This is a genomic window from Nocardia harenae NBRC 108248 (genome assembly GCF_001612885.1).
GTDB classification, from domain to species: Bacteria; Actinomycetota; Actinomycetes; order Mycobacteriales; family Mycobacteriaceae; genus Nocardia; species Nocardia harenae.
This window is the reverse complement of sequence record NZ_BDBH01000005.1, coordinates 22,525-37,997: the sequence shown is the minus strand read 5'-3', so window position 1 is coordinate 37,997 and position 15,473 is coordinate 22,525. Positions and strand designations below refer to the sequence as shown.

The following is a 15,473-nucleotide window of genomic DNA, read 5'->3' as shown; positions in this document are numbered from 1 at the left end:
GTGGGCCGGGTCGGCGTCGGCGGGGCCGCGGACCTGAGGGGTTGTGCTCATACCGGTGCTCCTGCGGGGTGAGTGGCGCCTGCGGCGCTCGGCGCCGTCGCCAGGATGGTGAGGGCGGCGCGGAGGGCGAGTTCGCCGCGTTCGAGGTCGATGGCGGCGGTCGCGCTCTCGGCGCGGGCACCGCCGCGCACGGCGCGGCCGATGGCGCGCCGCTCGGGCTGCTCGAAGGCGCCGAAGGTGCGGCGGAGCAGCGGGAGTACCTCGGTGAACTGGTCGTCGGCGAGGCCGCGCACCCACTCGTCGACCAGGCGGAGCAGCTCCCGGTCGTGCACGAGCAGCAGCCCGCGCCCGCCGAGGAAGCCGTCGATCCAGGCCGCCTTGGCCTGCGCGGTGCGCCCCACCGAGAGCGCGGCCCCGAGCCGCAGCGCGGATTCCGCGTCATCGATCTCGCCGACATCGGCGAGCAGCCGCACCGCCCGCCCGGCCAGCGCGCCGTGCACGTCGTCCCGGTCGGCGACCACCCGCAGCGCGGCCTGCCACTGCTCGATGCCGTCGGCGCCGGTGCGCAGCGCGGCGTTCGCGGCGTCGATCTGATCGCGCAGCTTCTCGGCGGCCTCGGTGTCGAGCCCGGTGACGGCGCCGGGCAGCCCGGCGCAGATCCGTACCAGCAGGCCGTCGGCGACCCGGCCGAGCGCGCTGACATCGGTGCCGCGCACGTCGCCGTAGCGCAGCGTGCGCAGCAGCCCCGGCAGCACACCGAGCAGGTGCGTGACGTCGTGGTCGAGCGCGGCGACCTCGCCGAGCCGGGCGATCAGCCCGTCGGTGGCGGCGCCGAGCTCGGCGAGCAGCGCGGTGTCGAGCGCGGTGGCCAGGTCGGCGAGGGTGATGTCGGCGTTCGCGACGTGGTCCAGGATCCTGGCCTCGGCGGCGGTGCGCAGGGTGGTGCCCCAGCGCGAGGCCTCGATCACCGCGAGCGCGTACTCCGGCTCCCAGCACAGGGTCCAGGTCTCGCGGAAGGTGCCGGTGCCGCGGACCTGGCTCTGCGCGGGCACGCCCCACTCGATACCGAGCACGAGAAGCCGGTGCAGCAGGTGTGAGCGGCGCAGCTCGCGCTCCTTGCGCAGGTCCAGGTCGAGGGTGCGGACGGTGGGCTCCTGCTTGAGCCGGAGCGAGCGGGCGGCGGCGGTGAGGTCGGCGGCGAGCGGGACCGTCGGGGTGTCCTCCGGGACCGCGCCGAGCGCCTCGCCGATCACCAGCTCGTCGGCGATCAGCCGGACGAGGGTCTCGTCGCCGCCGCACATGACCGCGCGCACCGCCTCGGTGACCTCGGAGAGCCCCGCCAGCGGGCGGGCGCGGAGCGCCGCGAGGGTCTCGGCGAGGCGGGCCGCCTCGATCACGTGCGCGCTGGAGACCGGGAGGTCGTTGGCGCGCAGGACGCCCGCGACCCGGGTGAGCCAGCGCACCACCGGGTGCTCGGTCTCGGTGAAGAGGTGGTGGTACCAGCCAGGGGAGGTGATGCCGGCGCCGTAGCCGGAGGCGGTGGCGAGCCGGGAGTGGGTCCACGGGACCCAGGTGGTCGCGGTCTTGACCTTCGGCAGGCCGGTGAGCAGGCGGGTGTCGGGGGCGGCCGGGCCGAGGGGGCCGTCGAGGGCGGGGGCGTGCCAGGCGCCGCAGACCACCGCCAGGCGCTCGGCGCCCTGGCGCAGGGCCTTGCGCATGGTCTGGCGCATGTACGCCTCGCGGCGGAGGGTGCCGGTGTCCACCGGGATGGGGTGGAGGACGCGGGGCTCCGCCCCGCCCCCCGGCGCCTCGGCGGCGCCCCTCGGCACCGGTGCGGCCGGGCGGGCGGGGTCAGCGGCCGTTGGGCCGGTGGGTGCCGACGTCCCGTCGCCGGGCGGCCGGATGTCGTCGGGGGCTGCCGCCCCGCCCCCGCGTGCGGGGGTGCTTTCGTCGGCGGCCGCGGTGGCGCTCTCGCCGGGTGCGGCGGGCTCGCGGAGAGCGCGCATGGCTTCGGTGATGGCGTCGAAGGCGCCGGAATCGGCGGCCGACTCGACGACCGCGTCCCACCAGCGCTCGGCATCGTCGTAGCCCGCGGCGGCGGCGAGTTCGGCGAGCGGGTCGCGGTGCTCGGCGGGCTCGTGGTCGCGGGCGGCGAGCACGTGGGTGGCGGGCAGGTCGCAGAAGCGCACGGGGACGTCGTGCTCGGCGCCGTAGCGCAGTGCCTGCCACTCGGGCGAGAAGGCGGCGAAGGGCCAGAAGGCGGCGCGGGCGGGCTCGCCCGGCACGTAGGCGAGCAGCGCCACCGGTGGCGCCATGCCGGCGGCGCCGACGTAGCCGACCAGCGGATCGGCGTCGGCGGGGCCCTCGATCAGGATGACGTCCGGCCGGAACTCGGCCAGCGCCGCGCGCAGCGAGCGCGCCGACCCCGGCCCGTGGTGCCGGATGCCGAACACCCGGGTCACGGCGGTGCTCACCCGGACACCTCGCGGCAGGCGCGGTAGAAGTCGGCCCACTCCGGCCGCTCCCGCACCACGGCCTCCAGGTACTCGGTCCACACCACCGCGTCCGCCACCGGATCCTTGATCACCGAGCCGAGCACCGCGCCCGCGATATCCGAGGCGCGCAGCACCCCGTCGCCGAAGTGCGCGGAGAGCGCGATCCCATTGGTGAGCACCGAGATGGCCTCGGCGGTGGAGAGCGTGCCGGACGGCGACTTGAGCTTGGTCCGCCCGTCCGCGGTGACCCCGGCGCGCAGCTCGCGGAACACCCGCACCACCCGCCGGATCTCCTCGGCCGCCGCGGGCACCGGCGGCAGCTCCAGTGCCGCGCCGAGCTCGGCGACCCGCCTGGTCACGATGGCGACCTCCTCGTCCTCGCCCGCGGGCAGCGGCAGCACGACGGTATTGAACCGGCGGCGCAGCGCGGAGGAGAGGTCGTTGACGCCGCGGTCCCGGTCGTTGGCGGTGGCGATGACGGTGAAGCCCTTGGCCGCCTGCACCTCGCTGCCCAGTTCCGGCACCGGCAGCGTCTTCTCGGAGAGCACGGTGATCAGCGCGTCCTGCACGTCCGACGGGATGCGGGTGAGCTCCTCGATCCTGGCGATCTTCCCGGCGCGCATGGCGGTCATCACCGGTGACGGCACCAGCGCGGCCTCGCTCGGCCCCTCGGCGAGCAGCCTGGCGTAGTTCCAGCCGTACCGGATGGCCTCCTCCGCGGTGCCCGAGGTGCCCTGCACCAGCAGCGTCGAGTCGCCGGAGACGGCGGCGGCGAGATGCTCGGAGACCCAGGTCTTCGCGGTGCCGGGCACGCCGAGCAGGAGCAGCGCGCGGTCGGTGGCGAGCGTCGAGACCGCGACCTCGAGCAGCCGGCGCGGGCCGATGTACTTGGGGCTGATCGCGGTGCCGTCCGGCAGCACCCCGCCGAGCAGGTAGGTGACGACGGCCGCGGGCGAGAGCTGCCAGGAGGGCGGGCGCGGCCGGTCGTCGGCGGCGGCGAGCGCGGCCAGCTCGGCGGCGTAGGCCTGCTCGGCGTGCGGGCGGAGCAGGCCGGTGTCGGTGGTGGGTGCGGTCATTGCAGCTCCTCGAGCATGGTCGAGCGGATGGTCAGGTCGCGGGCGAGCCGCTGGAAGGCATCGCCCCAGGCGGCGTCCTCGCAGCGGTGGGCTGTGGCGGCGACGACCGGGGCGGCGTCGGGCGGCAGGTGCGCGGCGGCGGCGGCGAGCAGCGAGCGGTGCGCGGTCGGCATGGCGCCGGAGGTGCCCGGTCGGCGGGCGGCGATCCGCGCCCGTTCGTGCAGCAGCAGGAGCACGTGGTGCGCCACCTGCTCCGGCCACGGGTGCTCGACGGCGGGCAGCAGCGCCTCCAGTTCGGAGAGCCAGGCGCCGTCCAGCCGGAGCAGCCTGGTGCTCCGCTCCGCCGCAGGCAGCAGCGCGAAGAGCTCGCGCCTGCGCAGCAGCGCCTGGTCGGTCGGGACCCCGGCGTCGAAGAGCGCCGCCGCCCACGCGCCGTCGCCCGCGGCGAGCGCGGCATCTATCCAGCCGTCGAAGAGCGGCCTGCGGAACCGGTCGTCCAGCACGGTGGCGACCGCCCGCACCGGCGAGCCGAATGCCGATTCCCAGTGCGCGAGCGGGGTGGCCGCGACCAGCCTGCGCAGCAGCGCGGCGGTGTCGTCCGGCCCGCCCGACCAGCGGTAGCCGAACTCGGCGCCGCTCTCGGCGAGGCCGTCCCGCTCGGCGTCCGGCGGCAGCTCCGCGGGCAGCGCGAGCTCCAGCCGGGTGCCGCCGCGGACCGGGAGCCAGCGCGCGGCGCGCTGCCGCATGCGCTCGGTGAAGGCCGAGCCGGGCAGCCGGGCCAGCAGCGCCGCCGCGGTCCGCCGGACGTCGCCGCGGCGCCCGGCCAGCGCCCTCTCCAGCAGCTCCTCGTCGGCCGGGGCGAGCCCGTCGCCGAGCACCGCGAGCAGCTCGGCGGCCTGCGCCCCCGGCTCGGTGGCCCAGGTGCCCGCGAGCAGCTCGCGGGCCCGCACCGGGTCGTCCCGGCGCAGCTCGCGCAGCAGATTCCGGCGCGCGGCCGGCTTGCCGTACGCCCAGACCTCGGCGACCTCGTCCGACGAGACGCGGAAGTCGTTCCAGGACGGGTGCGCCGCCGCCAGCCAGCGGCCGCGCGGCCCGGCCAGCCGGAGCAGCGGGCCGCGGTACTCCGGCAGCGTGCGGGCGTACTCCAGCAGCCGGACGCCGAGCGCGTCGGGGGCGCGGAAGTCGTGCGGACTCGCCGCGGCGAACCACTCCGGCAGGAAGGGAGAGCGGCGGCCGAGCAGCTTGGCCAGCCGGTCGGATGCCGCGCGGGGCAGCAGCGGGCGATCATCCGCCGCGGCAGGCTCCGGCAGCACGGCGGTGCCCGCCCGAACGCCGCCGCGGTCGAGCAGATCCTGGAGCGCGGCGGCCGCGAGCAGCGCGGCGGCCGGGTCGGCGATCCGCGCCACGGCATCGGCCACCGGGCCGGGCAGCCGCGTGGCGTCGAGCCCGCGCTGGGCGGTGCCGAGCAGCGCTACCGAGACCAGGTCGGCGGTCGCCTGCGCGGGCTGCGGCGGCTCGGGGGCCGGTACCGCGGGGCCGAGCGGCTCGTCCGCGCGGTGCAGCTCCCCCGCCGCGAAGACCGCGACCGGCACCAGCCCCTCCGCGGTCCAGTCGCCGATCACCGCGACCGGGTGCCCGCCGGAGATCGCGAGCAGCCGCCACGGCTGCTCACCGGGCGCGACCGGCAGCGCGGTGCCGCTCGGTTCGGCCAGCGACCAGCCGTTCTCGCCCACCACCGGGACCACCTCGGTGAGCAGCACCGGCTGCGCCCGCAGCCACGGGTCGTCGGCGAGCGCCGCGGCGTAGCCGCGCAGCGCCGTATCGATCCGGCCCGCGCCCTCGGGCAGCGGCAGCGAGGTGACCGGGGTATCGGCACCGTGCCGCGTGCCCCACTGCACCCTCGGGTTCGCCGCGCCCGGGTAGAAGTGCAGGCTCGCCTCGGCCATGAAGCCGAGCCGGGGCGCCGCGCTCACCGCCACCTGGCTGCCGAAGTTGTGCTCGACCAGCATGGCCCAGCGCCCGGAGCGCCTGCCGCGCAACCAGGTGCGCCTGGTGTGCAGCCGCTCCTCGACGGTGGCGCGGGTGCCGAGCACCATCCATTCGTCGCGCACCGCGGGGCAGGCGCGCACCACCTCGGCGGCCATCGGGTAGCCGATGTGCGCCCTGACCCCCGCGGCCAGCGGCTCGGGCAGCTCCGCCAGCCCGCGGTGCGCGGTGGCGAGCAGCTGCAACCGCGCGTACTCGCGCAGCACCAGCCGGGGCCAGTCGGAGCGGCCCGCGGCGACCGCGGGCAGCCTGCGCAGCGCGGACGCCACCGCGGGCGCCTGCGCGTCCACCATGCGGGCCGCGATGGCCTCGAATCCGCGCACTCGATCGGCCCTGGCGAGCCCGGTGCGCACCTGGTCGGCGAGCCAGACCTCCAGCTCGGCCAGCCCGGCCGCCACCCGAGCCCTGCGCTGCGCGGTGCCCTCCGGATCGGCGGGGCGGGCAGGCGCGGCGGTGGCCCGCGTGGCGCGGGCGGCGAGCCACTCGGTGGCGAAGGGCGGCAGTTCGCCGCGCTCCGGCACCTCCCCGGACGACCAGGCCAGCAGCAGCGCCAGCGCGTGCTTGCAGGGGAACTTGCGGCTGGGGCAGGTGCAGCGGAAGGCCGGACCGGCGAGATCGACCACCACCCGGTAGGGCGTGCGCCCGCTGCCCGCGCAGGTGCCCGCCAGCGCGGTGCCGTGCGCGACGGTGTCGCCCAGCTTGCCGCCGAGCCTCCGCGCGGCGGCGAGCGAGCTCTGGTCCGGTGCCGCGGCAGCGACCTGCTCCTCGCTCCAGGGCGTCGTGCCCACGCGGCTGCCTCCCGTGATCGTGCTCATCGGTACCCCCCGATCCGGCCGACCGGCGGGTGCCGATCGCGTCGTCGGAAGCAGTTCTATACCAGTGCACCGACAGGCGGCGGCGGCTAGTACGCGCGGCCGAAGATCACCCGTTTCCCGTACGCCGACGGTGCCCCGCAGCGCACGCAGACCCCGCTCGCGGGCTCGCCGTCGAGCGGCACGCAGCGCGGGGTCGCGGCGGTCCGCGCCTTGATCTCGTCCGCGCAGGCGCTCGTGCCGCAGTGCAGCGCGAGGGCCCAGCCGGTGCCGACGGCGGCGGCGAAATCGTCCCAGCCGTCGACGGCGTGGGTGTGCTCGTCCCGGAAGGCGGTGGCCCTGGCCAGCAGGAAATCCTGGAACTCGTCGAGCACCCCGGGCAGGATCTCGGGCAGCGCATCGATCGGCACCGCGCGCTTGCCCTTGTCGCCGAGCCGCTCCACCAGCACGGCGGTGCCCGACTCCAGATCGCGCGGGCCGAGCTCCAGCCGGAGCGGGACGCCGCGCAGCTCCCACTCGTTGTACTTGAAACCGGGGCTGAGCTGCGGCCTGGCATCCACGTGGGTACGGATGCCCGCGGCGCGCAGCCGGGCGGCCAGCTCGTCGGCCGCGCGCTCGACCTCGGTATTGCCGCCGCGCGTGATCGGCACGACGACAACCTGGTAGGGCGCCAGCCGGGGCGGCAGCACCAATCCCCTGTCGTCGCCGTGCGTCATCACGATGCCACCGATCATCCTGGTGCTCATGCCCCAGGAGGTGGTGTGGCACAGCTCCTCCCGGCCCTCCTCGCCGGTGTAGCGGATGCCGAAGGCGGCGGCGAAGTTGGTACCCATGTAGTGCGAGGTGCCCGCCTGCAGCGCGCGGCCGTCGCGCATCATGCCCTCGATGGTGTACGTGGCCACCGCGCCGGCGAAGCGCTCGCCCGCGGTCTTCTCGCCCGGGATCACCGGCATCGCGGCGAGATCGCGCGCCACCTCCCGGTACAGCCCGAAGGCGAGCAGCGTCTCGCGCCTGGCGTCGGCCTCGTCGGCGTGCGCGGTGTGCCCCTCCTGCCAGAGGAACTCGGTGGTGCGCAGGAACATCCGGGGCCGCATCTCCCAGCGCACCACGTTCGACCACTGGTTCAGCAGCAGCGGCAGATCGCGGTGCGAGGTGATCCACTTGGCCATCATCTCGCCGACGATGGTCTCCGAGGTCGGCCGGACCACCAGCCGCTCCTCCAGCTCCTTGCCGCCCGCGTGCGTGACCACCGCCAGCTCCGGCGCGAAGCCCTCGACGTGCTCGGCCTCGCGGGCGAGGAAGCTCTCCGGGATGAACAGCGGGAAGTAGGCGTTCTCGTGGCCGGTGTCCTTGATCCGGCGATCCAGCTCCTCCTGGAGCCGCTCCCAGAGGCGGTAGCCGTACGGTCGGATGACCATGGTGCCCCGCGCCGGGCCGCGGTCGACGAGCGCGGCCTTGAAGACCACCTCGTTGTACCAGGCCGCGAAGTCCGCACTGGGTGCGGTCACACCACGTTCATTCCGCGTCATGGACGCCCAGACTAGCCCGCGCCGATGGGGCCACCGCGTGGATACCGGAAACGGCTGCACGCGAGCGGGTTTCGCGCGCCGTCGTTGATCTTGCGCCCGCGCGGCCAGTCTGGCATTCTGACCTGTTCGGCTGTGCCGGACCACCCGGTATTTCTCGGCCCGGGTGCGGACACATCGAGCTGCCCGCCGGGGCTGGCGAGGGGTGGACATCGAGCGCGGTCGCGTCGTTCGATGGCCAATTCCATCTCCGCGCGGGCAGGTTCGTCCCCGCGCATCGTCGCCCCAGCCATCGGGTAGCGTTCGGCACGATTCCGGTCGTGCGGGAGGGGGCGGGATGCGAGCCGAGACGGACGACGCCACGGGGTCGCTCGCGCGCCTGCTGGAGGACGGGCCCGCCGCCGACCCCGAGGTCGTCGCCGTCGTCCGGTCGGTGCTCGGCGATCTCGAACAGCCCGCAGCCGCGGGCGCTCCCCGGCACGACGGAATCTACCTGCGCGGCATCGCCGTTCGTGGCTTCCGCGGAATCGGCCAGGAGAGCGTGCTCCGGCTCGCGCCCGGCCCGGGGCTGACGCTGGTGGTCGGGCGCAACGGCAGCGGCAAGTCGAGCTTCGCCGAGGCCGCCGAGCTCGCGCTGACCGGTGCCAACCGGCGCTGGGAGGGGCGCTCCGCGGCCTGGCGCGAGGGCTGGCGCAACCTGCACGCCCCCGGCGCGACCAGGATCGCGCTCGACCTGCTCACCGCGGGCAGCCCGGCCGAGATCCGGGTGCGCGCCGCCTGGCCCGCCGACGCCGAGCTCACCGAGCCGGAGTGGACCGAGCAGCGCGGCACCGCCGCTCCGGCGCCGTTCGATGTCGACGCCTGGTCGGCGCTGCTCGCGCTGCACCGCCCGTTCCTCTCCTACAGCGAGCTCGGCTCGCTCATCGACGGCAGGCCGAGCGACCTCTTCGACGCGCTGCACCGGCTGCTCGGGCTGGACGAGCTGACCGCGGCCCAGGAGCGCGTCCGCTCCCGCAGGCTCACCCTGGAGCGCGCCGCCAGGGCCTCGCGGACGCTGCGCACCGAGCTCGCGGGCGCGCTGGAGCGCATCGCCGATCCGCGGGCGGTCGAGCTGGCCGCGCTGCTGCGCACCCCCGACCCCGAGCTCGCCGCGGTGGAGGCGGCGCTGACCGGCGCCGACGACACCGCCGATGTGGCCGGGCTGCGCGGGCTGGTCCGGCTCGCGGTGCCGGCCGCCGTGGTGGTGCGCGCGGCGGTGCAGCGGCTGGAGCGCGCGGGCGCCGAGGTCGCGCGGTACGCCACCGGGAACGCCGAGACCGACCTGCGCACCCTCGAGCTGCTGCGCCGGGCCCGCTCGCACGCCGGGGACGCGGACTGCGTCTGCCCGCTCTGCGGCGCCGGGAAGCTGGACGCCGCCTGGCGCGCCGCCACCGACATCACCATCGGCGAGCTCGCGGCCAGGGTGGCCGGGCTCGCCGAGGCCCGCGCCGAGCTGCGCCGGGCCGCCGCCGCGCTGCGCAGCCTGCCGCAGCCGGTGCCGGACGAGCTGGTCGCGCCGGGCCGCCGCCCGGTGGACACCGGCGCGGTCGTCGGGGCGTGGACCCGCTGGGCCGCGCTGCGCTTCGACGACGGCGCCGACGACGACCCGGCGCTGTCGGAGCGGGTGCGCACCGCCTACACCCGGCTGGTGGACGAGCTCGAGCACGTGCGCCGCGGCACCCGCTCCGAGCTGGAGCGGCTGGACGAGGTGTGGGCGCCGCTGGTGCCCCGGCTCACCGCCTGGCTCACCGGCGCCCGGCTGGTCGAGGCCGACGCCGCCGAGCTGCGCACGGTCAAGCGCGCCGAGGAGTGGCTGAAGACCGCCGCCGGAATCCTGCGTGACGAGCGGATGGCGCCGCTGCAGGAGACCGCGCGCTGGGTCTGGCAGACGCTGCGCCAGCAGAGCAATGTGGAGCTGGGCGCGGTCCGGCTGCAGGGCAGCGCGGGCACCGCGCGCCGGGTACTGCTCGACGTCACCGTGGACGAGGTGGACGGCGCCGCGCTCGGCGTGATGAGCCAGGGCGAGCTGCACGCGCTCGGGCTCTCGCTCTTCCTGCCGCGGGCCACCGCGGAGCGCAGCCCGTTCCGCTTCGTGCTGATCGACGACCCGGTGCAGGCCATGGACCCGGCCAAGGTCGACGGGCTGGCCACGGTGCTCGCGGCCGTCGCGCGGAGCAGGCAGGTCGTGGTCTTCACGCACGACGAGCGGCTGGCCGAGGCGGTGCGCCGGATGCAGCTGGACGCCAGGGTGCTCGAGGTGCAGCGCCGGGAGCGCTCGGTGGTCGAGGTGCGCACGGTGAGCGACCCGGTGCGCCGCTACCTCGCCGACGCGCGCTCGCTCATGCACACCAGGCAGCTACCGCCAGCCATCGCCACCGAGCTGGTCGCCACCTGCTGCCGCTCCGCGCTGGAGGCGGCCGGGCTGGCCAGGGCCAGGCGCTCGCTGCTGGCCGGCGGCATGACGCACGACGAGGTGGAGCGCCGGGTCTCGGCGGCGCAGACCACGCGGGCCATGGTCGCGCTCGCCGTCATGGGGGTGGACGGCAAGGTCGACGACCTGAACGCGCACCTGGCCGCCACCGAGGGCGGGTGGGCCGTCGAGGTGCTGCGCGACGCCACCGCGGGCGCGCACGTCCCGATCGGCCGGAGCATGCGTGCGCTCATCGCCGATACCGAGCGGCTCATCGCCCGGCTCGCCGCCGACCTCGACGGGAGTGTCGACCGCCCGCCGGACCGTCGAGGTGCCGCCGCGAAGGGCAGCTCCGCCGCCGCCGACTCGGGGCGTTCGGCGGCCGAGCAGCGCGGGCGCGGCGCGGGCGGGGCGACGCGGCGCAGGCAGAGCCCGCCACGGACGCGATGACCGGCGATCCCGCGCGCCGCACCAGGCAGCGCAACCGCGAGCGCGGCGCCCCGCGGCCGACGATCGCCGAGCGCTTCGAGGCCGCCGACCACCTGCTCGCGGGCACCGTGACCGACGCGGGCGGCCTCTGGTCCCGCGCCACCTCGTGGATCCTGCGGCTCGCCGTGGAGCAGGCGGTGGACGAGCTGTGGGCGCGCCGGGAGCCGGCGCTCGCCCGCTGCCCCATGCGCGCGCAGCTGCTCGCGCTGCGGCTGCACGCGGGCCACGAGCTGGCCGCCCGGATCGCCGCGGTCTGGACCGCGCTCTCCCGCGCCGCGCACCACCACGACTACGAACTCGCCCCGTCGGTCACCGAGCTGCGCCGCTGGCGCGAGCAGGCGGAGGAGTTCGCCGACGCCCTCGCGGCGCTCACCTGAGCCGGGTCGTGTCGCCCGCCCACCCAGCGCGGGCGCGAGGGAACTGGGCCTGCCCGCGCAGGTGTGAAGCGCCGGACCTGCCCCGCGGGTGTGAGGCGCCGGACTTGCCCTCGCGGGTGAGGCGCCGGACTTGCCCGCGCGGGTGTGAGGCGCCGGACTTGGCCCCGCCGGGTGTGAGGCGCCGGACCTGCCCGCGTCGGCGTGCGGCACCGCCGTGCGACCATGACCGCCATGGCGGTGCGATGCCCGTGCGGGCGCGGCGAACCCTACGACGAGTGCTGCGGTCCGCTGCTCGCGGGCGAACGGAAGGCCGCGACCGCGGAGGCGCTGATGCGCTCCCGCTACACCGCCTTCGCCGTCGGCGACAGCGGCTACCTGCTGCGCTCCTGGCACCCGCGCACCCGGCCGGACTCGATCGACCTCGACCCGGACATCCGCTGGCGCTTCCTGGAGATCCTGCGCACCGAGCGCGGCGGCCCCTTCGACCCCGACGGCGTGGTGGAATTCGCCGCGCACCACCGCGATCCGGCGGGCAGCCACGTACTGCGCGAGGTCAGCCGGTTCGAGCGGGTGGACGGCGCCTGGCACTACCTGGACGGCGTCGTCGGGTAGCGTCGGCCCGCATGGCGCGCGTGGCGATCGAATACTGCACCCAGTGCCGCTGGCTGCTGCGCGCGGCCTGGATGGCGCAGGAGCTGCTGAACACCTTCGGGACCGACCTGGACGAGGTCGCGCTGGTACCTGGCACCGGCGGCGTCTTCCGGATCACGGTCGACGCCGAGCAGATCTGGGAGCGCAAGGCCGACGGCGGCTTCCCGGATGTGGCGCAGCTCAAGCAGCGGGTGCGCGATCGGGTCGCGCCGGAACGTGATCTCGGCCACCTGGACCGCGACCGGAACTCCTGACCCGGCTACCGGCAGCAACCGCCGCCGCAGCACCCGCCACCGCTGGGCGCGGCCGGCGTCGGCGCGGCCGCGCTCGACCCGCCGACGGTCCCGAAGGTGGTGAGCAGCTTGACCGTATCCGCGTGCCCGGCCGGGCAGTCGGCCGGATCACCGGAGCGCGCCATCGGGCGCGAGACCTCGAAGGTGTCACCACAACTGCGGCAGCGGAACTGGTAACTCGGCATAGCGCAAGGGTAACGGGTGGCGCGAGTAACCGTTTGGAACTCCCCTCCGGACGTACCCTCGAAAGGACGATCATGTCTTTTCGGTGATCGGCGCAGGTCAGGAGGTACAGAGCATGACAATGGAGATCGAGACCGGCCCGGAGTACGTGGTTGCCGTCGACGCCAGCGACCATCCGCCCGCCGAGCCCGTCGCCCGCACCACCCACGGCCTGGTCCGCGGCACCACCTCCGGCTCGGTGGCCGTGTGGCGCGGCGTTCCCTACGGTGCCCCGGTGACCGGCCCCGGCCGTTTCCGCGCACCGCGCCCGCCGGAGCCGTGGGAGGGGGAGCGCCCCTGCACCACCGCCGGCGACGTGGCGCCGCAGACCATGGGCACCATGGTCCCGGTCGCGGGCGGGCTCACCATGGGCGAGGACTGCCTGTGGCTGAATGTCTTCGCGCCGGGTTTCCCGCGCCGCGACGCGGAGCCGCGCCCGGTCATGGTCTGGCTGCACGGCGGCGCGTACTGCCTCGGCACCGCCGCCCAGGAGATCTACGACGGCCGCAGGCTGGCCGAATCCGGTGACGTCGTGGTGGTCACGGTGAACTACCGGGTCGGCGTGCTCGGCTTCCTCGATCTCTCCGCGCTCGGCGACGGCTTCGTGCCGAACCTGGGGCTGCACGATCAGATCGCCGCGCTGGAGTGGGTGCGGGCGAACATCGCCGAGTTCGGCGGCGACCCGGGCAATGTCACGCTCTTCGGCGAGTCCTCCGGCGGCGGCTGCGTCACCGCGCTGCTCACCGCGCCGCGCGCACGGGGGCTGTTCCACAAGGCCATCGCGCAGAGCCCGCCCGCGACCACGGTCTTCGGGCAGGAGCGCGCGGCGAAGGTGGCACACCGCTTCCTCGACCTGCTCGAGCTGCCCGCGCAGCGCGCCGCCGAGCTCACCGAGCTGCCCATCCAGCGGCTCGCCCAGGTGGCGGGCACCCTCTTCGACGAGGTGCCGGTGACCGAGCCGGGCAGGCTGGCCGCCGCGCCGGTGGTCGACGGCGAGCTGCTGCCCGGCTACCCCGTGGAGCGGTTCGCGAGCGGGGAATCGCTGCGGGTGCCGCTGGTGATCGGCAGCAACAAGGACGAGGCATCGCTGTTCCGGCTCTTCCGCTCGCCGATCATGCCGGTGACGCCGGATGCGGTGAACGCCATGCTGCGCGACATCTCCGCCACGCACCCCGGCCTCGGCCCCGAGCGGCTGGCCGAGATCACCGCCGCCTACCCGGATATCGCGACCGCGCGCGGCGCGCTCGCCATCTCCACCGACGCCGCCTTCCGGATGCCCGCGCGCTGGGTGGCCGACGGCCACGCGCAGCATTCACCGACCTTCGTCTACCGCTTCGACCACGCGACCCCGATGCTCCGCGCGGCTCGGGTCGGCGCGGGCCATGCCACCGAACTGCCGTACGTCTTCGGCAATTTCGGCACCTTCGACCACGACCCGACCTTCTGGCTCGGCGGCAGGCGCGCGGCGCAGGCGGTCTCCGGCCGGATCATGCGGCGCTGGGCGGCCTTCGCCGAGCACGGCGTGCCCGCCGCGCTCGACGGCTCCAAGCACTGGCCGCCCTACCGCCGGGAGACCAGGCCGACGCTGCTCATCGATGCCATCGACCGCATGGTGGACGACCCGGACGGCCACCTGCACACCGCCTGGGGCCCGCAGGCGGTCGGCTTCAGCTGACCGGCTGCGGCACCCCGCGCGGCGCGCGGTGGCCGAGCCGCACCGGCAGCGCCCGGTACCCGTGCAGGGTGAAGAGCTGCCGGTGCTGGAGCGCGCCGTCCAGCGTGAGGTCGGGGAAGCGCTCGAAGAGCGAGCGCAGCGCGAAGACGCCCTCCATCCGGGCCAGGCTCGCGCCGAGGCAGACGTGGATGCCGTTGCTGAAGGTCAGGTGCTCGCGCGCGTTCTCCCGGCCGACGTCGAAGCGGTCCGGGTCGGTGAAGACCGCCGGGTCGCGGTTGGCGCCCGCCAGCGAGACCACCACGGTGGCGCCCGCGCGCAGCCGCACCCCGCCGACCTCGACGTCCTCCAGCGCGGTGCGCGCGGTGGTCTGCACCGGCGGGTCGATGCGCAGGATCTCCTCGACGGCGTTCGGCCACAGCTCCGGCTCGGCGCGCAGCCTGGCCAGCTGCTCGGGGTGCCTGGCCAGCTGCACAACGCCGTTGCCGATGAGGTTCACCGTCGTCTCGAAGCCGGCGCCCATGAGCAGGCTGGCAGTGGCGGCGAGCGCGTAGTCGTCCAGGTCGCCGGTGCTCACCAGGGTGCTCAGGATGTCGTCGCCCGGCTGCTCGCGCAGCCTCTCGATGTGCGCGGAGAGGTAGCCGTCCATGACGTTCATGGCGCCGAAGGCGCGGCGGTAGTCCCGCCAGGAGATGCCGATATCGAGCAGCGGGGTCATGCTGTCGCCCCACTCCAGGAAGCGGTCCTGGTCGGCGTCGGGGAAGCCGAGCATCTCGGAGATGATGGCGATCGGCACCCGGGAGGCGAAGCCGGCGATCAGGTCGGTGCGGCCGTCGTCGGGGAGTGCCTCCAGCAGCTCGATGGTCACCTTCTCCACCCGGTCGCCCAGCTTGCGCACCGCGCGCGGGGTGAACGCCGATGCCACCGGCTTGCGCATGCGGGTGTGCTCGGGCGGGTCGATCACCAGCATGGAGGGCGGCTCCACCGGGTTCGCCGGCACGTGCGCGGCGTCCTTGATCCACTGCAGCGCCCGCGGCGTGGTGAAGCCGCCGGGGTCGCGCACGCCGAACCGGCTGTCGCGCAGGATGCTCCGCACCACCTCGTGGTCGAAGCTGGCCCAGGCGATCCCGGTGCGCTGCAGCGGGCCGTCGCCGCGCAGCTCCTCGATGATCGGGTACGGGTCGCTGACCCCGGTCGGGCCGCCGATCAGCTCGGCGAAGCGGTCGCCCCGCTTGGCGGCCGCGCGCACCGCGTAGCGCGGCAGCCCGTGCTCGGACAGCCACCGGAACCAGTACTTGGTCTTCATGGTGCGACCTCGCAATCACCTCGACGTGGTGATCTCCACCGTACGAGAACCGGGGACCG

The 15,473-nt window shown here is 75.5% G+C and carries 11 protein-coding genes; 5 read left to right on the top strand and 6 right to left on the bottom strand.

Going from position 1 to position 15,473, the window contains the following annotated elements; translation table 11 throughout:
* Nucleotides 1–47: 47 nt before the first annotated feature.
* From NH2_RS11735 to proS, 4 genes are all read right to left on the bottom strand, one after another.
* A complete protein-coding gene (locus tag NH2_RS11735; RefSeq protein WP_218021700.1) occupies nt 48–2,474 on the bottom strand; it encodes a DUF5682 family protein in 2,427 nt (808 codons plus the stop codon).
* Entirely contained in the window at nt 2,471–3,571 is a 1,101-nt protein-coding gene (locus NH2_RS11730; protein ID WP_067652667.1) for an ATP-binding protein, read from the bottom strand. The genes NH2_RS11735 and NH2_RS11730 overlap by 4 nt, the downstream gene beginning before the upstream one ends.
* Nucleotides 3,568–6,405 carry a DUF5691 domain-containing protein gene (locus NH2_RS11725; protein WP_369690041.1) on the bottom strand — a complete coding sequence of 946 codons (2,838 nt, stop codon included), beginning with the start codon at nt 6,403–6,405 and terminating at the stop codon, nt 3,568–3,570. Before NH2_RS11725 ends, NH2_RS11730 begins: the two co-directional genes overlap by 4 nt.
* Before the next feature lie 113 nt (nt 6,406–6,518).
* Complete coding sequence (gene proS / locus NH2_RS11720; RefSeq protein ID WP_067652663.1) at nt 6,519–7,958, bottom strand: proline--tRNA ligase; 1,440 nt, start codon at nt 7,956–7,958, stop codon at nt 6,519–6,521.
* A 334-nt stretch (nt 7,959–8,292) separates the two neighbouring features.
* On the opposite strand from proS, the gene NH2_RS11715 reads away from it, so the two are divergent.
* The 4 genes from NH2_RS11715 to NH2_RS11700 all read left to right on the top strand — a co-directional run bounded on the left by NH2_RS11715 (nt 8,293) and on the right by NH2_RS11700 (nt 12,175).
* Nucleotides 8,293–10,854 (top strand): AAA family ATPase, encoded by a 2,562-nt coding sequence (locus NH2_RS11715; protein ID WP_084505468.1) that lies wholly within the window; start codon nt 8,293–8,295, stop codon nt 10,852–10,854.
* Nucleotides 10,851–11,270, top strand: coding sequence for a hypothetical protein (locus NH2_RS11710; RefSeq protein WP_067652661.1), 420 nt, complete (start codon nt 10,851–10,853; stop codon nt 11,268–11,270). The genes NH2_RS11715 and NH2_RS11710 overlap by 4 nt, the downstream gene beginning before the upstream one ends.
* A 231-nt stretch (nt 11,271–11,501) precedes the next feature.
* Nucleotides 11,502–11,882, top strand: a complete 381-nt coding sequence (locus tag NH2_RS11705; RefSeq protein WP_067653496.1) for a YchJ family protein — start codon at nt 11,502–11,504, stop codon at nt 11,880–11,882.
* Nucleotides 11,883–11,893: 11 nt separating this feature from the next.
* On the top strand, nt 11,894–12,175 hold the full coding sequence (locus NH2_RS11700; RefSeq protein ID WP_067652659.1) for an Rdx family protein: 282 nt from the start codon (nt 11,894–11,896) through the stop codon (nt 12,173–12,175).
* A 5-nt stretch (nt 12,176–12,180) separates the two neighbouring features.
* On the opposite strand, the gene NH2_RS11695 is transcribed toward NH2_RS11700, so the two are convergent.
* A complete protein-coding gene (locus NH2_RS11695; protein WP_067652658.1) occupies nt 12,181–12,399 on the bottom strand; it encodes an FmdB family zinc ribbon protein in 219 nt (72 codons plus the stop codon).
* A 119-nt stretch (nt 12,400–12,518) separates the two neighbouring features.
* Between NH2_RS11695 and NH2_RS11690 the strand changes: the two genes are divergently transcribed.
* Nucleotides 12,519–14,111, top strand: a complete 1,593-nt coding sequence (locus NH2_RS11690; protein ID WP_245650562.1) for a carboxylesterase/lipase family protein — start codon at nt 12,519–12,521, stop codon at nt 14,109–14,111.
* Here the strand turns inward: NH2_RS11690 and NH2_RS11685 are convergent.
* Complete coding sequence (locus NH2_RS11685) at nt 14,104–15,414, bottom strand: cytochrome P450 (protein ID WP_067652657.1); 1,311 nt, start codon at nt 15,412–15,414, stop codon at nt 14,104–14,106. The genes NH2_RS11690 and NH2_RS11685 overlap by 8 nt on opposite strands.
* Between the last annotated feature and the right edge of the window lie 59 nt (nt 15,415–15,473).